This window comes from Streptomyces sp. NPDC087263, from assembly GCF_044744645.1.
In the GTDB taxonomy this organism is placed as follows: Bacteria; Actinomycetota; Actinomycetes; order Streptomycetales; family Streptomycetaceae; genus Streptomyces.
In genome coordinates, this window is the sequence record NZ_JBIUYT010000003.1 from 310,605 (window position 1) to 330,231 (window position 19,627).

The 19,627-nt window shown below is 70.0% G+C and carries 17 protein-coding genes; 6 read left to right on the forward strand and 11 right to left on the reverse strand.

All coding sequences use genetic code 11. The annotated features are described in order from the left end of the window. The first annotated feature begins 31 nt into the window (after positions 1-31). Positions 32-925: a DUF3626 domain-containing protein gene (locus ACIPC1_RS10710; protein ID WP_402515389.1), complete on the forward strand. Its 894-nt coding sequence runs from the start codon at positions 32-34 to the stop codon at positions 923-925. On the opposite strand, the gene ACIPC1_RS10715 is transcribed toward ACIPC1_RS10710, so the two are convergent. Next, positions 865-1,515: a PAS domain-containing protein gene (locus tag ACIPC1_RS10715; protein WP_402515392.1), complete on the reverse strand. Its 651-nt coding sequence runs from the start codon at positions 1,513-1,515 to the stop codon at positions 865-867. The genes ACIPC1_RS10710 and ACIPC1_RS10715 overlap by 61 nt on opposite strands. Before the next feature lie 428 nt (positions 1,516-1,943). Here ACIPC1_RS10715 and ACIPC1_RS10720 point away from each other — a divergent pair, with 428 nt between their 5' ends. Beyond that, entirely contained in the window at positions 1,944-5,177 is a 3,234-nt protein-coding gene (locus tag ACIPC1_RS10720) for a bifunctional cytochrome P450/NADPH--P450 reductase (protein ID WP_402515394.1), read from the forward strand. A 97-nt stretch (positions 5,178-5,274) separates the two neighbouring features. Here ACIPC1_RS10720 and ACIPC1_RS10725 read toward each other — a convergent pair whose 3' ends face one another. The 4 genes from ACIPC1_RS10725 to ACIPC1_RS10740 are packed head-to-tail and all read right to left on the reverse strand — an operon-like array spanning position 5,275 to position 9,857. Continuing rightward, positions 5,275-6,633, reverse strand: coding sequence for a GH1 family beta-glucosidase (locus ACIPC1_RS10725; protein WP_402515396.1), 1,359 nt, complete (start codon positions 6,631-6,633; stop codon positions 5,275-5,277). Positions 6,634-6,662: 29 nt separating this feature from the next. Continuing rightward, complete coding sequence (locus ACIPC1_RS10730; RefSeq protein ID WP_402516279.1) at positions 6,663-7,502, reverse strand: carbohydrate ABC transporter permease; 840 nt, start codon at positions 7,500-7,502, stop codon at positions 6,663-6,665. Between the two features lie 25 nt (positions 7,503-7,527). Beyond that, entirely contained in the window at positions 7,528-8,526 is a 999-nt protein-coding gene (locus ACIPC1_RS10735) for a carbohydrate ABC transporter permease (RefSeq protein WP_402515398.1), read from the reverse strand. A gap of 14 nt (positions 8,527-8,540) precedes the next feature. Then, entirely contained in the window at positions 8,541-9,857 is a 1,317-nt protein-coding gene (locus ACIPC1_RS10740; protein ID WP_402515399.1) for an ABC transporter substrate-binding protein, read from the reverse strand. A gap of 202 nt (positions 9,858-10,059) precedes the next feature. On the opposite strand from ACIPC1_RS10740, the gene ACIPC1_RS10745 reads away from it, so the two are divergent. Then, the gene (locus ACIPC1_RS10745) at positions 10,060-11,367 is read left to right on the forward strand and encodes an ROK family protein (protein ID WP_402515401.1); all 1,308 of its coding nucleotides are present in this window, start codon (positions 10,060-10,062) and stop codon (positions 11,365-11,367) included. Between the two features lie 140 nt (positions 11,368-11,507). Continuing rightward, positions 11,508-11,750 carry a hypothetical protein gene (locus ACIPC1_RS10750; protein ID WP_384379118.1) on the forward strand — a complete coding sequence of 81 codons (243 nt, stop codon included), beginning with the start codon at positions 11,508-11,510 and terminating at the stop codon, positions 11,748-11,750. A 68-nt stretch (positions 11,751-11,818) separates the two neighbouring features. Here ACIPC1_RS10750 and ACIPC1_RS10755 read toward each other — a convergent pair whose 3' ends face one another. Both ACIPC1_RS10755 and ACIPC1_RS10760 read right to left on the reverse strand, forming a co-directional pair. Continuing rightward, positions 11,819-12,778, reverse strand: coding sequence for an SDR family NAD(P)-dependent oxidoreductase (locus ACIPC1_RS10755; RefSeq protein WP_402515403.1), 960 nt, complete (start codon positions 12,776-12,778; stop codon positions 11,819-11,821). Positions 12,779-13,104: 326 nt separating this feature from the next. Continuing rightward, on the reverse strand, positions 13,105-14,142 hold the full coding sequence (locus ACIPC1_RS10760) for a PHP domain-containing protein (RefSeq protein ID WP_402515406.1): 1,038 nt from the start codon (positions 14,140-14,142) through the stop codon (positions 13,105-13,107). A 201-nt stretch (positions 14,143-14,343) separates the two neighbouring features. On the opposite strand from ACIPC1_RS10760, the gene ACIPC1_RS10765 reads away from it, so the two are divergent. Continuing rightward, the gene (locus tag ACIPC1_RS10765) at positions 14,344-14,580 is read left to right on the forward strand and encodes a hypothetical protein (RefSeq protein ID WP_384379127.1); all 237 of its coding nucleotides are present in this window, start codon (positions 14,344-14,346) and stop codon (positions 14,578-14,580) included. Between the two features lie 83 nt (positions 14,581-14,663). On the opposite strand, the gene ACIPC1_RS10770 is transcribed toward ACIPC1_RS10765, so the two are convergent. From ACIPC1_RS10770 to ACIPC1_RS10780, 3 genes are all read right to left on the reverse strand, one after another. Beyond that, positions 14,664-15,914, reverse strand: coding sequence for a ricin-type beta-trefoil lectin domain protein (locus ACIPC1_RS10770; protein WP_402515408.1), 1,251 nt, complete (start codon positions 15,912-15,914; stop codon positions 14,664-14,666). Between the two features lie 140 nt (positions 15,915-16,054). Continuing rightward, on the reverse strand, positions 16,055-16,627 hold the full coding sequence (locus tag ACIPC1_RS10775) for a VanZ family protein (RefSeq protein ID WP_402515410.1): 573 nt from the start codon (positions 16,625-16,627) through the stop codon (positions 16,055-16,057). 107 nt (positions 16,628-16,734) lie between these two features. Next, positions 16,735-17,385, reverse strand: a complete 651-nt coding sequence (locus ACIPC1_RS10780; protein ID WP_402515412.1) for a DUF4230 domain-containing protein — start codon at positions 17,383-17,385, stop codon at positions 16,735-16,737. A gap of 399 nt (positions 17,386-17,784) precedes the next feature. On the opposite strand from ACIPC1_RS10780, the gene ACIPC1_RS10785 reads away from it, so the two are divergent. Further along, positions 17,785-18,738, forward strand: a complete 954-nt coding sequence (locus ACIPC1_RS10785; RefSeq protein ID WP_402515414.1) for a ribose-phosphate diphosphokinase — start codon at positions 17,785-17,787, stop codon at positions 18,736-18,738. A 146-nt stretch (positions 18,739-18,884) separates the two neighbouring features. Here ACIPC1_RS10785 and ACIPC1_RS10790 read toward each other — a convergent pair whose 3' ends face one another. Then, entirely contained in the window at positions 18,885-19,265 is a 381-nt protein-coding gene (locus tag ACIPC1_RS10790) for an anti-sigma factor antagonist (RefSeq protein WP_402515416.1), read from the reverse strand. Positions 19,266-19,627 lie beyond the last annotated feature (362 nt).

The following is a 19,627-nucleotide window of genomic DNA, read 5'->3' on the forward strand; positions in this document are numbered from 1 at the left end:
CTAAGCTACGGAAACCCGTCGGAGAGATCCAATGCATTTCGGGAACGGCCACACACCGCAGGAGCGGGCCGTGCGTCACGTCGAGGCCCACTCCTTGGGCCCGGCGGTGGATCCCGCCCTCCGGATAACCCTGAACCTCCACCCGGACCGGCTGGCACGCGGACTCCCGATCCTCGAGGCGCTGGCCCAGGACCGCACGTACCGCTCGCAGTTCGTCACCGGCACGAGCAACGGCGGCCTGACCGCGCACCCCGGCGGTGACCGCTGGCGCTGGGAGAGCCGGATCTTCGGGGCCGCGTACGACACCGCGCCCGGGCACGAACGCCCCGTGTACGGCGCGCTGAACTTCCGGCGCCAACTGGTCGGCGCGGCACCCCGGTTCGGCTCCTCGCACTTCCGGCTGACCGGCGAGACCCTGCGGCGGGCCACCTTCTGCTACCCCGACAGCGCGGCCGAGCCGTCCGCCTTCGGGGTCGCCGCCGGGATGTCGCTCATCGAGCTGGCCGAGGCGGACGACCAGGACGCTCTCAACGACTACATCGAGGCGCAGGTGCACGGAAGGGTCGTACTGGCGCGGGACATGGAGGCACTGGTCCTCGACGAGTCCTACCGCGGGACGCCCGTCGAGACCGCCGCCCTGCGGCTGCCGTGCCCGGTCGAATGGCACCCCGGATACCGGCTCTCCGTCGAGGAGTTGAGACGCCACCCGGACTTCCGCGGCACGGAGTTCGTCGAACTCGGCGCCCGGATCGCCGAGGACGGCCACCTCGACTCACGGATCATCGGCGACGCGGCGCGCACCGGCCGGCACGAGTTGCAGGATCTGAAGATGGTGTGGCACTGCCTCGCGCACTTCGGTGCTCCTCAGGGGGCGGGGACGGCCCTGGGCGGCCACACTCCTGGGGTCAGCACGCCCAGTGCGTAGGCGCGGGCGACCAGTTCCGTACGGGTGGCCGCGCCCCAGCGCTCGGACAGGCGACGCAGGTGGTAGTTGACGCCGTCCACGGTCAGGCCTGTCTCCCGGGCGGCCCCGGCCGTGGTCGCGCCCCCGGCGAGCAGCGCCAGAATGCGGGCCTCGGTGTCGCCGACGGGCGGGGCGGACGGCTCGGCCTGCCCGGGGTCGGGGCCGGGGCATTCACCGAGCACCCGGAGCGTGACCAGCAGAGCCGTGGACGCCTCGGCGCTGTCGCTGACAGGGTCCGCGGTCAGCTCGCCGCGCCGCCGCACTCCGTCGGCCGCGTCCCAGCGCACCGAGACCGGGTAGCGGGAACGGTGCCGCAGCCGCAGCGCCTGGGCGATCCGCTCCACCTGCGTCGCCTCCTGCGGGCGGAACAGATCCAGCACGTTCCGCCCGCGCAGCCGGCCCGGCGTCTCGCCCCACTCCGTCGCCATCGCGGGATTGGCCAGGACGATCACCCCATGCACATCGCACACCGCGACGGGCATCGGAATCCGGTCGAACAACAGCAGGGCCCGGTTCCGCCACACCACGGCGTCCGCCCGCGTCAGGTCCACTCACGCCTCCTGCCGTGCCGGGCTCCTCGGAGCCGGTGTGGTCCGGTCTTCGGCACCACACGTTACCCGCAGCTCAGTGACCGAATTCAGCCCGCCGAAGCGACCGAAGCCGTGTGGCGGAGATCTCTGTCGCCGTAGGGGGAGGCGTCCTCGTCCCCGCCGTGCAGGCCACCCGGCGTGCCGCCGGTGGAGACGTCGAAGCCGCGCCCTCCGGGGCCGGGCGCCGGGCGTCCAGTCGAAGAGAGCCCCGGAAGGCGCCCGCGCTCGGGGTCGGCCACCCCGGGCTGGATGCCGAGGCCCCGTGGACTGCGCAAGCCCCGCCGCACACTTTCGACTGCACAATCATGTAGTGCCACGGCGCAGGCGAACGGTACCCAGCGATCAAGCTTGACCGCAGTACCCGTACCGCGAAAGGCAGTTGTCGCGCCATGCCCCCCACCGCGCCGCACCCCCGCACGACAGAGACCCAGCACACCGCAGGCAGCGTGCACACCACAGGCACCCCTCACACCACAGGCACCGTCCACGGCCTCCCTCTGATCGACGTGTCCGCCACCGGCCCCGGCCGCACACCGGTCCAGCAGGTGATGGGGCTCATGCGTGAGCACGGACCCGCGATCGTCCGTCGGCTGCACGGTCGGGACGTGCTCTTCGTGAGCGACCTCGATCTGGTCACCGAGCTGGCCGACGAGAACCGCTTCGCGAAGGCGATCGGGCCGGCCCTGGAGAACGTCCGTGAGTTCGCCGCCGACGGACTGTTCACCGCGTACAACGAGGAGCCCAACTGGGCCAAGGCGCACGACATCCTGATGCCGGCGTTCGCGCTGGGCTCGATGCGTACGTACCACCCCGTCATGCTGCGCGTGGCGCGTCGGCTGATCGAGTCCTGGGACCGCGGGGCCCGTGACGGGCAGCCCGTGAACGTCCCCGACGACATGACGCGGATGACGCTGGACACCATCGGACTCGCCGGGTTCGGCTACGACTTCGGGTCCTTCGAGCGCGCCGAACCGCACCCCTTCGTCGAGGCCATGGTCCGCTGCCTGGAGTGGAGCATGACGAAGCTGGCCCGCACGCCGGGCAGTGACCACGCGGCGGCGGACGTGGCCTTCCGGGCGGACGCGGACTACCTCGCGGGAGTCGTCGACGAAGTGATCGCCGCCCGTGTGGGAGAGCGGCAACGCCAGTCGGACGACCTCCTCGGGCTCATGCTCACCGCCGAGCACCCCGCCGACGGCAGCACCCTCGACACCGCCAACATCCGCAACCAGGTGATCACCTTCCTGATCGCGGGCCACGAGACGACCTCCGGCGCGATGTCCTTCGCGCTGTACTACCTGGCCAAGCACCCCGCCGTACTCCAGCATGTGCGGCGCGAGGTCGACGCGCTGTGGGGCGACACGGCCGACCCGGAGCCGACGTTCGACGAGGTCGGACGGCTCACCTACACCCGGCAGGTGCTCAACGAAGCGCTGCGGCTGTATCCGACCGCCGCCGTGTTCAGCCGGCACGCCCGCGAGGACACGCTGCTCGGCGGCCGGATCCCGGTGCGCGCCGGGCAGCCGGTCAGCATCATCGGGCCGATGCTGCACCGGCAGCCGGCCTGGGGCGACAACCCCGAGCTGTTCGACCCCTCCCGCTTCACGCCGGAGGCGGAGGCCGCGCGCTCACCGCACGCCTTCAAGCCCTTCGGAACCGGTGAACGCGCTTGTATCGGGCGGCAGTTCGCGCTCCACGAGGCGACCATGCTGCTGGCGATGCTCGTCCACCGCTACCGGCTGCACGACCACGCCGACTACCGTCTGACGGTCAAGGAGACACTCACTCTCAAGCCCGACGGCTTCACGCTCACGCTCTCACCGCGCACCGCCGCCGACCGAGTCCACCCTGCCCTGCCGGGCACGGTCGAGGACCGGTCGGAGGCAGCGGCCGACGAGCGGGCCGTGCTGCCCTCCCGGGTCCGCTCCGGCACCCGCGCCCTCTTCCTGCACGGCAGCAACTACGGCACCTGTCGCGAGTTCGCCGCGACCCTCGCCGACGAGGCCGGCGCGATCGGCTGCGAGACGGAGGTGGCACCCCTGGACGCCTACGCCGACGGGCTGCCCACCGACCGTCTCGTCGTCATCACCGCCGCCTCCTACAACGGACAGCCCACGGACGACGCCACCGCCTTCGCCGCCCGCCTCGACCGCGCCGAGCGGGCCGATGGCCTCACCTACGCCGTCCTCGGCGTCGGCGACCGCAACTGGGCCGCCACCTATCAGCACTTCCCGACCCGCATCGACGAACGCCTCGCGGAACTGGGCGGCACACGCTTCCTGGAGCGCACGGCGGCAGACGCCTCGGGCGACCTCGGAGGCACGGTCCGTGCCTTCAGGGCACGGCTGCGGACCGCCTTCCTCGAGCGGTACGGCGACCCCGAGGCAGCCACCGACTCGGAGGGGCCCGCAGAGGAGGCCTACGAGGTCCGCGCGCTGACCGGCGGTCCCCTCGACGCCCTCGCCGAGCGGCACGGCCTCGTCCCGATGACCGTCACCGAGGCGTACGACCTCACCGCACCCGGACACCCGAGGACCAAGCGTTTCCTCCGCCTGGCGCTGCCGGACGGCGCGACCTATCGCACCGGCGACCACCTCACGGTGCTTCCCGTCAACGACCCGGCCCTCGTCGAGCGGGCCGCCTCCGCGCTGGGCCTGGCCCTCGACACGGTTCTGGACATCAGAGCCGCACGCCCTCGCCGCGACGGAATCGCCGTCGACCGACCTGTGACGGTCCGTCACCTACTCACCCACCACGTCGAGTTGCAGGATCGCCCGACCGTCGACCAGCTGTCCGCTCTCGCCGCCGCCAACCCGTGCCCACCCGAGCGCACGGCCCTCGCGGCGCTCTCGGACGACCCGCGCACCCTGGTCGAGCTCGCCGAGGCGTACCCGGCCCTGCGCGGTGCACTCGGCTGGCCGGCCCTGCTCGACGGGCTCCTCACGCCACTGCGCCCGCGCCACTACTCGGTCTCCTCGTCCCCCGCGACCGGCCCGGCCCACGTCGACCTGATGGTCTCGCTCCTGGAGGCGCCGGCCCGCTCCGGCAAGGGAACGTACAAGGGAGTCGGCTCCGGCTACCTGAACACCCTCAAGCCCGGCGAGACCGTGCTCGCCCGCATCCAGCCCTGCCGGGAGGCGTTCCGGATCGACGACTCCTCGAAGGTCATCATGGTCGCGGCGGGCACCGGTCTCGCACCCTTCCGAGGAGCCATCGCGGACCGCCGCGCACTGGTGGCGACCGGCGCCGGGACCCAACTCGCCGCCGCCCTCTGCTACTTCGGATGCGACGCCCCGGACGCGGACTTCCTGCACGCCGACGAACTTCGCTCAGCCGAGGCCGCCGGCGCGGTCTCCCTGCGCCCGGCCTTCAGCGCGGCCCCCGTCGACGGTGTCACCTACGTGCAGCACCGGATCGCCGCCGAGGCGGACGAGGTCTGGGACCTGCTCGACACCGGAGCGCGCGTCTACGTCTGCGGCGACGGCTCCCGGATGGCCCCCGGCGTCCGCGAAGCCTTCCGTACGCTGCACGCGGACCGGAACCCGGGCGGCGACTCGGAGCAGTGGCTGAACGACCTGATCGCGTCCGGGCGTTACGTCGAGGACGTCTACGCGGCCGGATGACCCCCGTACGGACTCGTGGGCCCTGCCCGGCCCGACAACCCCGGTATGGACCGGTGGGCCCCACCCGCGACAGGGGGCCCACCGGCAGCCGTATCGGCTAGGCGGCGTTCCGCCGCTTCCTTCCGTGCGCCCGGATGATGTCCGCGTACCGGTGCCCGGTTCCCTTCACCGTGCGGCGCTGGGTCTTGTAGTCCACGTGCACGAGCCCGAAGCGCTTGTCGTAGCCGTACGCCCACTCGAAGTTGTCGAGCAGCGACCACGCGAAGTAACCGGCGAGCGGAGCGCCCTGGGCGGCCGCCGAGGCGCAGGCCGCGAGGTGCTGCTCCAGGTACTTGGTGCGCTCGGGGTCGTCGACGGTGCCGTCGGGACGCACGATGTCGGGATAGGCGGAGCCGTTCTCGGTGACGTAGATCTTCTGGGCGCCGTAGTCGTTCGTCAGCCGCAGCAGGAGGTTCTCGATGCCGTGGGCGCCGACCTCCCAGTCCATGCCGGTGCGCGGCACGCCGAGACGGCGGACGCTGCGGACGCGGGGCGCCGGACCGGTGGGGTCGTCGGCGACCGTGGACGGGAAGTAGTAGTTGAGGCCCAGCCAGTCCAGCGGAGCCGCGATGGTCTCCAAGTCGCCCGGCTGCTCGGGGAGTTCGACTCCGTAGACCTCCTGCATGTCCGCCGGGAAGCCGCGGCCGTGCACCGGGTCGAGCCACCAGCGGTTGGTGTGGCCGTCGAGCCTGCGGGCCGCCGCCACGTCCTCGGGGCGCTCGGTGGCGGGCTCGATGTAGGACAGGTTGTTGACGATGCCGACCTGGGCGCCGGGGACGGCCGCGCGGATCGCCTGGGTGGCGAGGCCATGCCCGAGGAGCAGGTGGTACGACGTCTGGACCGCGGCCGTCAGGTCCGTCCAACCCGGGGCCATCCGGCCCTCCAGGTGGCCGATCCAGGCCGAGCACAGCGGCTCGTTGAGCGTGGTCCAGTGCTTGACGCGGTCACCGAGGCGCTCGGCCACGGCCGCCGAGTAGGCGGCGAAGTGGTAGGCCGTGTCGCGGACCGGCCAGCCGCCCCGGTCCTGGAGCACCTGGGGCAGATCCCAGTGGTAGAGCGTGACGGACGGCGTGATGCCCGCCTCCAGGAGGGCGTCGATCAGCCCGTCGTAGAAGTCGAGCCCCTTGGCGTTGACCGGGCCGTCGCCGCCCGGTACGACACGTGGCCAGGCGACGGACAACCGGTAGGCGTTGGTGCCCAGTTGGCGCATGATCTCGATGTCCTCGCGCCAGCGGTGGTAGTGATCGCAGGCGAGGTCCCCGTCGTCGCCGTTGTCGATCTTGCCGGGGGTGTGCGAGAAGGTGTCCCAGATGGAGGGGGAGCGGCCGTCCTCGGCGACGGCGCCCTCGATCTGGTAGGCCGACGTGGCCGTGCCCCACAGGAAGTCCTCGGGGAGGGCGGCAAGGTCGATGGTCACGGAAGTCCTTTCGGGGAGAGGAGAGTTGGTCACTTGACGGCTCCCGCGGTGAGCCCGGTGACCAGGAAACGCTGGAGGAGCAGGAAGCCGGCGACAACGGGGACGCTGACGACGAGCGACGCGGCCATGATCTGGTTCCAGTAGACGTTGTAGAGCGTGGAGTAGCCCTGGAGCCCGACGGCGAGTGTGCGGGTCTCCTCGGTGGTCATCACCGACGCGAACAGCACCTCGCCCCAGGCGGTCATGAAGGCGTAGACGGCGACCGCGATGATGCCGGGGATCGCGGCCGGCACGACAACCCGGAACAGCGCGCCGAGCGGCCCGCAGCCGTCCACCAGTGCCGCCTCGTCCAGGTCGCGCGGCACCGAGTCGAAGTACCCGATCAGCATCCAGATCGAGAACGGGAGGGAGAAGGTGAGATACGTCAGGATCAGCCCGCCGCGGGATCCGAACAGCGCGATGCCGGTGGCGTTGCCGATGTTGACGTAGAGAAGGAACAGTGGCAGCAGGAAGAGAATGCCCGGGAACATCTGGGTGGACAGCACGGTGATCGTGAAGACGCGCTTGCCACGGAAGTTGTAGCGGCTGACGGCGTAGGCCGCGAAGACCGCGATCACCACCGAGCAGGCCGTCGCGGCGCCCGCCACGATCAGCGAGTTCACGAAGTACCTGGCGAGCGGGATCGTCGTCCAGATGTCGATGTACGGGCGGATGGTCAGGGTGCTCGGTACCCACTGGAACTTCGTCTGGACGTCCTGCAAGGGCTTCAGCGAGCTGGAGACCATGACGTAGACGGGCACCAGGACGAAGCCGGTGAGCACGGTGAGGAAGATCCGCCGGGTCCAGAGGAAGGACTTCGGCTGGGCCATCGGGGAGCGGAGCTTCGTGGAGGTACTAGACATCGGCCGTCTTCCTTCCTCGGGAGGTCAGCAGGAGGTAGACGCCCGTCACGACGAGCAGGAAGAGCAGCAGCATGACCGACATGGCGGAGCCATAGCCGAAGTTCCAGCTGACGAACGACGCCTGGTAGATGTGCACCGAGATGAGGTCCGCGGCCGGTGGAGCGGTCTTGCCGAACAGGACGTACGGCGTGTTGAAGTCGTTGAACGTCCACAGGAACAGGACCAGGATCAGTACCTGGTTGACGGGCCGCAGCGACGGCAGGGTGATGCGGCGGATCTGCTGCCACACGCCTGCGCCGTCGAGGGCGGCCGCCTCGTACAGGTCCTTGGGGATGTTCTGCAGGCCCGCCATGACGATGAGGAAGGCGAACGGCCAGCCCTTCCACACGGACACCGTGAGCAGCGCGTAGAACGCGTTGTCGCCGAGGAGCCAGAAGGAAGGCTTGTCGGTGATGCCCAACTGGTCGTGCAGGACGTGGTTCACCAGGCCGTTGTCGTGCTGGAACATGAACACCCAGGTGATGACGGCCGCGTAGACGGGCAGCGCGTACGGCACCAGGAACAGGGCGCGCAGTAGGCCGCGGCCGCGGAAGGCGTCCTGCATGCAGATCGCGGCCGCCGTGCCGATCAGCCAGCACAGGCCGACCGACAGCAGGGTGAAGCCGACGGTGGCGAAGAACGAGTCGAGCAGCGCCTTGCCGACGGGCGCGGCGAAGTCCACCGTCACCTTGTAGTTGTCCAGGCCGGCCCAGGGCGCGGTGCCCCAGTCGCGGATGTAGAACTGCGTGAGCTCCTTGAAGCTCATCACGATGCCGATCACCATCGGCACCAGGTGCACAAGGAGTTCGAGGATCAGGGCGGGCAGAAGCAGCAGGTAGGGCAGTCCGATGCGTTTGATCCGCCCGGTGCGGCGCGGGCCACGCGCCGCACCGGGGGAGTTCTTGCGCACCGTCCGATCGCCGGCCTCTTGGGAGGCGGTCGTGGTGGTCATTTTTGTGCTCGCGCTCACTTCGTCGGCATCTGCGTCTGGGCCTTTTCGAGCTGGGCCTTCACCGACTCCGTGGTCACCGGCTTTCCGGCGGCGGCGTCGGCGAACAGGTTCTTGATCGCCGTACCGACGGCCGTCTCGAACTGGGACTCGTCGGCGACCTGCGGAGCCGCGACGGCGCTCTTGGCGAGGGTGTCCTTCAGCACGGCGGTCGCCGGGGTGTTGAAGGCGGCGTCCGCCTGGGCGGTCTTGACCGGCGGGATGGAACTGTACGCCGTGTTGAGGATCTTCTGCTCCGCGTCACTGGTCAAGAACTTCACGAACTCGGTCGAGCCGTCGAGGTTGTCGGTGTTCTTGAAGACGGCCAGGTTGATACCCATGACCATCGAGTTGACGTTCGTGCCGGCTCCCGGGGTGCCGGACTGCACGGGCACCGGAGCGATGCCGAAGTCGTCCGCGCTCATGCCCTGCGACTCCAGGTTGGCGGACGCGGACTGCCACAGCAGCATCCCCGTCTTGCCCGTGGCGAAGTCGCTCACGGACTGGTTCTGCGCGTACTCGGCGTTGCCCGGCGCGACGACCTTGTCCGTGGCCATCAGGTCGACGAACTGCTTGACCCCTTCGACCGCGCCGTCGTTGGTGAAGTCCGGCTTGCCGTCGGCGGTGAAGAAATCGCCCCCGTGCTGCTTGGCGAAGACGACGGCGTGGTGAATGTTCTCCGCCGGGTTGGAGCCTTCGAAGGCCGCACCCCACTTGCCGTCCTTGGAGAGCTTCTTGCCGTCGGCGACGAACTCGTCCCAGGTGGCCGGCGGCTTCGCGATGCCGGCGGCGGCGAACTGGGCCTTGTTGTAGTAGAGCGCGTACGACATCGAGTACAACGGCACCGCGGCCGGGTCCTGGCCCGTAGCGCCCGTCGAGCCGAGGGCCGAGTCGACGAAGCGGTCCTTGCCGCCGATCGCGTCGAAGTTCTTGGTGTCCCAGGGCAGCAGCCCCCCGGTGGCCTGCAGAGAGGCGCTCCAGGTGTTGCCGATGTTCAGGACGTCGGGCCCCTGGCCCGAGGTGGTCGCGGTGAGGATCCGGTTGAGCAGATCCGACCAGGGCACGACCTCCAGCTCCACCTTGATCCCGGTGTCCTTCTGGAACTTGTCGAGCTCGGGCTGGAGCACCTTCTTGTCGATCTCGACACTGGCGCCCTGGTTGGAGGCCCAGTAGGTGAGGGTCTTGGGCGAGTCGTTGGACCCGCCGTCCGTCGACGAGCCGCCACCACAGGCGGTCACGGCGGTCAGCATGGAGACAGTGACCGCACCGGCGGCCGCGGCTCGGATTCTGCGCATGGCTCTGGCGTCCCTTTCCGAAGGAGCGTCATGACGGCGTCCGCGGCGTGTAGAGACACCGCGCGTACGTCCCTTGCGAGTGTTCACTTCTCGAACGCCCCTCACGACTTAATTTAGGATGTGAGTTAAGACTCGGAAGAAAGTCGCGTCAAGGGATCGCGCAGCGGTATCTTGCAAGTCGGGCGAACCGGAGGGGAGCCACATGACGGGCCGGAACGGGCGCACAGTCCGTGACCTGCGGCGGGGCAATCGAACCGCCGTACTGCAACGGTTGTATTTCGACGGACCGATGAGCCGTTACGAGCTGGGTCCGGCCACCGCACTGAGTTCCGGTTCCATCAGCAACGTCGTCGCGGAACTGGTCGCCGACGGACTGGTCGAGGAGGCCGGCAGCGTCGACTCCGACGGCGGCCGCCCGCGCACCCTCCTGCGTGTCGCGCCCACCAGTGGCTACATGATCGGCGTCGACGTCGGCGAAACCCGCGTCCGCGTCGAGCTCTTCGACCTCACCCTCACCGAACTCGCCCGCACCGACCGGCCGTTGGAGCAGCAGGGTTACGACGTCGAAGTCGTCGTCGGCCACATACGCGACGGGATCGCCGAGGTACTTGCCCAGACGGACATCACTCCGGACCAGCTCCTCGGCGTCGGCATCGGCGTCCCCGGCATAGTGGCCCGGACCCCGGGGCTCGGCGCGGTGGTGCACGGCCAGACGATCGGCTGGGACGCCGTCCCGCTGGAATCCCTGCTCCGGCAGACCTGCGAACTCCCCGCCACCGTCCCGTACTTCGCCGACAACGGCGCCCGGACCCTCGGCCAGGCCGAGATGTGGTTCGGCGCCGGACGCGGCGCCCGCAACGCGGTCGTTGTCCTCTTCGGCTCGGGCGTCGGCGCCTGCCTCGTCACGGAGGACGTGGAATACGGCCGGGCCGTCGAATGGGGGCACCTGACCGTACGGGTCAGGGGGCGCCGCTGCCGTTGCGGTGCCCTGGGCTGCCTGGAGGCCTATGCCGGAGCGGAGGCGCTCCTGGACCGCTGGCGGGAGGAGGGCGGACGCCCGCCGGACGGTGTCGACGAGGAGACGGCGCTGACCGCGATGCTCGCGGCCGCCTACCCGCCCGAGGACGCCGAGGACGGCCGGCAGATCGAGCCCGACGCGGTGGCGCTCGCCGTCCTGGAGGAGACCGCCGAGTACCTGGGCGCCGGCCTGTCCGACCTGATCAACCTCTTCCAGCCCGAGCGCATCCTCATCGGCGGCTGGGCGGGCCTCCAGCTCGGCTCCCGCTTCCTGCCCGCCGTACGTCGGTACGCGACCGAGTACGCCCTGCGCTATCCGGCCGAGCGCGTCTCCATCGACCTCGGCAAGCTGGGCCCCGACGCGGTCACCGTGGGTGCCGCCATCCTGCCCCTCGCCGACTTCTTCGCCCGCGGCGGCCGGCGTGCCGCACCGGTCGGCGAGGGCCCGTCCCCGGCCTGGCGCACCGCGCTGGAGGACCGGGCACCGCACTGACCCCGGGCGGCCGGTTTCGCCGATCACCCCTGCGGTACTCGCTCCGGGCCGGAAACGGCCCGGCCGCGTGTGCGGGCCGTGCCGGCAACGGCCCGGCCAGAGGGCCGGCCACGCCTGGCTGCCGAAGAGTGGGGTGCGACATGACGGAATACCGGCCGGAGGGTCCCGGCGAGAACACCGATCCGGTCCCGCGGGACATGCCGGACCAGCAGGTCCAGGAGGGCGAGGACCCCTGGGACCTGGCTCCGACGGCGCGTCCCGGCGAGGACGAGCCGGCCGTGGATGTCCCCGACACGGACGAGGCGGGCACGAGCAGAAAGGGCGCCCCGCGCTCGGACACCGTCCACCCCGAGGACCCCGATCCCGGCGAGTCCCCGGCCTGACCCCGACGGGGAATGGTAGGCCTTTCACGGCTTCGGGAGGCCGCGCCGGGTCGATCACCTCGCGGGCCTCACGCGAACGCGTTCACTCCGGTCAGCTCCGCCGACAGCTCCCACAGGCGTGCGGCCTGCTCGGGGTCGATCGCATACGCCTGTACGCCGGTCAGCGCGCCGTCCGCCGGAGCGGGCTCGGCGATGTCGCAGTCGAGGCAGTACACCCCGCCCATACCGGCCAGTTGCGGGGAGGTCGCCGCCCACACCTGGGTGGCCGCACCTTGCTCCGGCGACTTGAAGGTGCTGGGAGGCACCAGCTCGCCGTCCTCCTCGACCCAGCCGCGCGACAGCAACTCCTCCTTGGGGAGGTGACGCTGGAGCGGCGTCCGGATGGATCCGGGGTGCACCGAGAAGGCCCGTACGCCGGACTCCTGGCCGAGCCGGTCGAGCTGAACGGCGAACAGCACGTTCGCCGTCTTCGCCTGCCCGTACGCCTGCCACTTGTCGTAGCCGGTCTTCCAGTGCACGTCGTCCCAGCGGATCCCTGAGAAGTGGTGGCCGCCCGAGGACACGGCGACGACCCGCGCTCCGCCGGGGGCGATCGCCGGCCAGAGCCGGTTGACGAGGGCGTAGTGGCCAAGGTGGTTGGTCGCGAACTGGGCCTCCCAGCCGGGCCCGACACGGGTCTCGGGGCAGGCCATGATGCCGGCGTTGTTGATGACGAGGTCGACGGTGCGGCCCGAGGAGAGGAACCGCTCGGCGAAGGCGCGGACGCTGTCGAGGTCGCCGAGGTCGAGTTCGTCCACCTCGACGCCCTCGATACCGTCCACGGCCTCGCGGGCGGTGGAGGGGCGCCGCGCGGGGACGACGACATGGGCGCCCGCCTTGGCGAGCGCGCGCGTCGTCTCCAGGCCGAGGCCCGAGTACCCGCCCGTGACGATCGCCAGCTTTCCGGAGAGGTCGATGCCCTGAAGGACGTCGTCGGCGGTGCTCCGGGCGCCGAAGCCCGAGCCGATCTTGTGCTGTGCAGTGGTCATGCCTCGAACGCTACGAATTGGAGTGCACTCGAAGTCAAGCGGACGCCGCCGCCCGGGGCGCGGGCAAGGAAAGACCCCGACCGGACGGGGGAATCGCGATCGGGGTCGTCTGTGGTGGGCACGGACGGCGGTCGCCTCTCGGCGGGGGCTCCGCAGGGCTTCAGTCGAACGATCTTCCCTGCGGGCGATGGATTAGGCCCGGGGACACTGTTCCATCCGTACCCACGGTTTGTTCAACGGAGAACTACCCGTGGGTGTTCCCCGGGGCGTACTCGGGATCGGTGACGTGCGTCACGACGTACACGCTAGGGGGCGGTGTGGCGATGTCAGGGACCGCTCGCGCGCGCCGGGGTCGTCCGGTCCCTGGTCCAGGACAGCAGTTCGTCGGCTGTCCAGGTGGTGATCACGCGCTCCGCGGGCACCCCGCACTCCTCGGCCCGCGCGCAGCCGTGGATCTGCCAGTCGAGCTGGCCGGGGGCGTGCGCGTCGGTGTCCACGGAGAACAGCACGCCCGCGTCGACCGCACGGCGCAGCAGCCGGCGCGGTGGGTCGAGCCGTTCGGGGCGGCTGTTGATCTCCACGGCCGTGCCGGACTCCGCGCAGGCCGCGAAGACCGCGTCCGCGTCGAACTCCGACTCGGGCCGGCCGCGCCCGGTGATCAGACGCCCCGTGCAGTGTCCGAGCACGTCCGCCAGCGGATTGCGTACGGCGGCGACCATACGGCGGGTCATCGGCCGCGCTTCCATGCGCAGCTTGGAGTGCACGGACACCACCACGACATCGAGCCGCTCCAGCAACTCCGGGTCCTGGTCGAGCGACCCGTCGTCGAGGATGTCGCACTCGATGCCGGTGAGCAGCCGGAACGGCGCCCATCGCCGGTTCAGTTCCGCGACCACGGCCAGCTGCTCGCGCAGGCGCTCCGGGGACAGCCCGCGCGCCACCGTCAGCCGCGGCGAGTGGTCCGTGAGCACCGCCCACTCATGGCCGAGTCGCGCCGCGGCCTTGCCCATCTCCTCGATGGGGCTGCCGCCGTCGGACCAGTCGGAGTGCAGATGGCAGTCGCCGCGGAGTAGTCCTCGCAGCCGCTCACCTCCCTGGGCGAGCGGCGCCCCGGCCTCCTGCTCCAGCTTCTCCAGATAGCCCGGCACCTGACCGGCCAGCGCCTCGCGTACGACCTGCGCCGTCTTGGGGCCGACGCCCTTGAGTGACTCCAGCGACCCGGCCGCCGCGCGCTCCGCCACCTCGGCCCCGGGAAGCGCCGCCAGCACGGCCGCAGCGGTGCGGAAGGCACGTACGCGATAGGTGGGGGCCTGGTCCCGCTCCAGCAGGAACGCGATCCGGTCCAGCGCCTCGACGGGATCCATGGGCACCTCCCTCCCCTCAAGCCTTGCCCAGCCGTGGCCGGGCCGCACGGCGGATGGCCGCCGTCGGCCGGCAGCGGGAACGCTCACCCGGCCGGGCGAACACGCCCACTCCGGCCGTCCCGCCGCACCAGAGGCCGCCGGAGCGCCCGGAGCCCAATGTGTGCAGCCGCTGACCGGAGGGAACCGTTCTACGCTCGAGGCATGACCGAAATCGCGAGCCCCCACCTTTCCTACCCGCGGATCATGGTGCTCGGGGTACAGCCGGGGACACCGCCGTTCCGGATCATGGAGATCGACGGCGAAGTGGTCGCCCGGGCTCAGGCGCTCATCGACGTACTGACGACGGCCGCGGCCTACGGCATCACGGTCCACGACCTCGACGACCCGGCCGTGGTGCGCTGGGTGGGCGGCGACAAGCTGACCTGGCAGCCGCGCTGACCCTGCTGTGGGAGGCGCGAACACGAAAGGTCCGGCAGGGACGAACCCTGCCGGACCCTCCGCCTGCCCGCCCGGGCGGTCTGTCAGCCAACCGTCCACTTCTGGTTGGCTGTGCCGGTGCACGTCCAGATCTGCAGACGTGTGGCATTGGCCGAGTTGTTGCCCGTGACATCCAGGCACTTGTTGGCCTGTGGGTTCACGATGTCGTTGGCCGAACTGACCACCCACTGCTGGGCGGCGCTCCCGTTGCAGTCGTAGAGCTGCACGGTCGAACCGTCCGCCGTGCCGCCGCTGGTGATATCGAGGCACTTGCCCAGCGCGCGGATCGTGCCGTCCGAGCCGACCGTCCACTGCTGGGCGGTGCTCGCGTTGCAGTCGTAGAGCTGTACGGCTGCGCCGTTGGTCGAGCTGCCCCCGGCAACGTCCACGCACTTGCCCGCGAGGCCCCTGATCGGGACCCCGGTGGTCACGGTGTCGCTCGTGGTCACCTTCACCTCGTCGACGACGAGGGTCTGCGGGAAGACGGTGGAGCTGTTGGGGTCGCCGGGCCAGTAGCCGCCGACCGCGAGGTTGAGGATCAGGAAGAACGGCTTGTTGAACACCCACGCGTTGCCGCCCACATCGGCGGGCGTGCGCGTCTGGTAGACGATGCCGTCGACCGACCACTTGATCGAGTTGGGCGCCCAGTCGACCGCGAAGGTGTGGAAACCGTCCGCGAACTGCTGGCCGTTCGGCAGGGTGTACCCGGCGCCGATACCGGTCGAGCCGGAGTATCCCGGTCCGTGGATCGTGCCGTGGATGGTCGACGGCTCGTAGCCGACGTTCTCCATGACATCGATCTCACCCGACGCGGGCCAGCCGACCGATCCGAGGTCGTTGCCGAGCATCCAGAACGCGGGCCACATGCCTTGCCCGCGCGGAACCTTCAGCGTGGCCTCGACACGGCCGTACTGCGCCGTGAACTTGCCGGAGGTGTTCAGCCGGGCCGAGGTGTACTGGCACGTTCCGTACCAGCACTGGTAGTTGGCCGGATTCTCCTTGCGAGCGGTGATCACCAGGTGGCCCTGGCCGTCCAGCGCCGCGTTTTTGTTGCCGGACGTGTACATCTGCCGCTCGGCGTTGTTGACGTTGTCGCCGGTCTCGATCTGCCACTTGGAGGAGTTCACGGCCGATCCGGCGGCGCCGTCGAACGTGTCCTGGAACGTGACGGCCGCGGCCGACACGTCATCGACCGCTGCGGGACCCGCCTGCGCGGGAGCGATGGCGGCGGAGGCCACGAGGGCGGCCGACAGAGCGGCAAAGAGGCATCTTCGGAGCAGGCGCGGAGAAACCACGACTCTCCCTTCTGTACGCGACCCGGGGAGAGAGGGGCGGGTCGACTGAGGTGGGGGGTACATGCTTTGCCTCTTGATTTAAGAAGTGAGGTAAGGGGGTGTCAAGGTCCTGGTCCGGACCTATTGTTCACACTGCCGCCTCAGGCGTTCTTGGATGTGTTTCGGGTGCGACGACGCCCGTGCACCGCCCGCCCGAGCCGGCGCCCGAGCAGCAGATAACCCACCAGCGCCCCGGTCGTGTTGAGGATCACGTCGTCGATGTCGAAGGCGCGCCCGGTGATGAGGGCCCCCTGGAGCATCTCGACCAGCAGCATGACCACCGCCGTCAGCAGCAGGACGCGCAGGACTCCCCGGGTCTTGGGCGCCAGCACGGGCAGCAGCAGCCCGAAGGGCACACCGAGCAGAATGTTCCCGCCGATCTGCCTGAAGGCGTCGCGCATCTCCGGCTGGTTGAGATAGGCGTTCAGGGAACGGCCGGGGTGCAGATTGGTGTGGATCAGCGCCTCTGACGCCGGGGACGGCTCCAGGGTCACCCGGGCCAGTGCGGCGGCGAAGGCGACCATCGCCCCCAGGGCCAGCAGCATGACCAACAGCCGTACGGGGAGGGGGAGCGCTCCCCGCTCCCGTGCCGGCTCTCGTCCCCGTTCCTGCTTCCGCGTGGACGGCTGGCGACCCGATTTCGCGGTCCGAGCACGCAACGCCGTACGCAGCATGCGATCCTCCATATTTCAACTGCCTGTGGATAATGCCGACTACCCGCGATGGGGGAGTCGATGTCGAAGGGCACGGCGACTTGATGAGCTTCGCGCCGGGGCGCGACTCACGCGGCGTAGGTGACCTTCACCTCCGTGAAGCCGAGCGAGGTCAGCAGGCCTTTGAGCATGCTCGTGGTGTTCTCCTCGGCCCGCGCGGTGAGTTGGCTGTCCTTCGCGGCATCGCTGATGTGCTCGACCGCGAGTTTCTGCACCGCCTGCTCGCCGTTAGGGTTGTCCGAGAAGATGTCGCCGATCCGGTCGAGGAGACCGCGCTGCTTGGAGACGGCGTACGAGTGGTCGGGGTCGAGCGCGGCCTTGCCCAGCGCCGCGTGCGGCAGCCGGAGCGTGGCCGACGTACGGTCCTCGTTGACCGTCACGTCCTTGTCGTCGATCTTGCCGAGGTCGACATACGAGTCGACGGTGCCGGCACCCACGTACAGGGTGCGGGTGCCGCGGAGCGCGTCCGGCAGGTACTTGGCGTCCTTCTCCAGATCCACGACCACCTGGAAGTTCCCTGAGGCGGCGTCGTAACGGCTCATGTCCTGGATGGACTTGAGGAGCGTGGGGCCGCTGCGGTCGTTGGTCTCGGTGCCGAACACATCGCGCAGCCCCGGCAGAACGGCCAGTCGCAGGCCGGCGAACAGCACCACGAGCACCAGCACGAAGGCGCTGAGCACCTTCGCCCACCCGGGCAAGCGCTTGATGGACGTCGTCATGTCTACGGTCCTCCCTTTCTGCTAACCGGATGCCCCTCAAATCCCTTGGTAGGCCGACCTGTTGGTGGAGGTTCCGGTGACGGATGCGCGGGGCCCGTCCGGCGCGGCTTACGGCCCTGTACGTACCTGGCAGCTCGCGTACGCCGGGGACCCGCCGCGTCTTACAGGCTGTACCGCATCTGTCCGACACACTGTGCGCAGCTCAGCAGGACACGGTTCGTGCCCGGACGCCCTCGACGTCGAACGGTAACCAGTCGGTGACGCGTGTCACCGGTGGTCGTCCGCAACCGGATTTCCCCCGGTGGGGACACCCGGCGCGGCCCAGTAGCATGAGGCAGGCATCCCGGATCGATCATGCCGACCGGCGGCGCATCCTGTTCGATCATGCGAGGAGCGTCCGTGCGTGATATCGCCGTGTTCAGCGGTAGTGCCCATCCCGAGCTGGCCGCCGAGGTCTGTGCGCATCTCGGTGTGCCCCTCAGCCCGAGCCGCACCAGTCGGTTCGCCAACGACTGTCTGGAAGTGCAGCTCCAGTCCAACTGCCGGGAGCGCGATGTCTTCCTGGTGCAGCCGTTGGTCAGGCCGGTGCAGGAGAATCTCGTCGAGCTGTTGCTGATGTGCGACGCGGCGCGCGGCGCGTCCGCCGGGCGGATCACGGTGGTCATGCCGCACTACTCGTACGCCCGCTCGGACAAGAAGGACATGCCGAGGATCTCGCTCGGCGGGCGGCTGGTCGCGGATCTGATGGTGGCGGCGGGTGCGAGCCGGGTGCTGGCGATGACCCTGCACTCCCCGCAGGTGCACGGGTTCTTCTCCGTGCCGGTCGATCATCTGCACGCCCTGCGAGAGCTGGCCGCGCACTTCCGCCACTACGACCTGTCGCGGACGACGGTCGTCTCGCCGGACCTGGGCAACGCCAAGGAGGCCGCCCACTTCGCGCGGCTGATCGGCGCCCAGGTGGCCGCGGGCGCCAAGCAGCGGTTCGCCGACGACCGGGTGAGCATCAGTTCCGTCATCGGTGAGGTCACCGACCGGGACGTCATCGTCCTCGACGACGAGATCGCCAAGGGCAGCACGGTCCTCGAACTCCTCGACCGGCTGAGGGAGCTGCGGCCGCGCTCCATTCGGGTCGCGTGCACCCACGGCCTGTTCGCGGCGGGCGCGCTCAAGCGGCTCAGCGACCAGCCCGACGTCCTGGAGATCGTCTGCACGAACACCGTGCCGATCCCGGCGGAGGAGCACACCGAGAAGCTGCGGGTCCTGTCCATCGCCCCGGCGCTCGCCGAGGCCGTGCGGCGCATTCACAACGGTGAGTCCGTCAGCGCCCTGTTCGACACGCCTGAGAACGAATAGACAGGCGCAGTAGCGAGACTTCCTGCCGTCGCTCAGGATCGAGAAGCTGGATTTGTCCAGCCAATGGTGTGCAGGCCGAGGCTGGATCAAGAGGGGCTAGCCGGGTGGCCGGGCTAGCCGGGGTGGCCGGGGTGGCCGGACGGCCGTCAGAAGGTGCCCGATGTGGCCTCGGGTTGCCCCAGCGCCTCGTCCAGTGAGGCGGACGGAGGCAGCAGGTGCGTGAGGCCGGTCACCTTGAGGATCCGCAGGGTCAGCGGCTGGGTGCAGACGAGGTGCAGCCGGCCCTCCCGCGCGAGCACGCGGCGCCTGGCCCGGTACAGCAGGCGCAGCCCGGAGCAGTCGAAGAACTCGACCGGCCGCAGGTCGATCACGACCTGCGGCGCCGGGCCGCCCGTCGCGGAGTCCAGGAACGGGGTGATCTCCATCGCCGCGAGGATGTCGATCTCCCCGTGCAGTTCCAGCACGGTGTGGCCGCGGTGCCGGTGGACACGCAGATGCCGGGTGTGTGGTGCGGGGCCGGGTGCCACGACGGCGTCACCTCCAACCGGCTGCTGAACCGTTCCTCATTGCAGGGTCCGGAGTCACCAGGGGCCGGGGTGACGGCGCCCGCGAGCTTAGACGCGACACCGGGGTACTGGTGGTTGCAAAACCGTTCCTTGCCCTGCAAGTTACCCTCGTTAGGATGAAGTTCAGCATGTTCGATTGACATATGTCTTCGATTTGCGCGAAGCGTCGTCCCGGTTTCGCCCTTCGGCACCGAAATCCACGACCACCGGCGGGGGGGGGGGGGCCCCCGCCAGAGCCCCCCCCGGGCCGCGCGAAACCAAAAAATGTGTTGGGGGGTTGACGCCCGGGGCCACCACCCAGACCCCCCGGGGGCGGCGGGGGC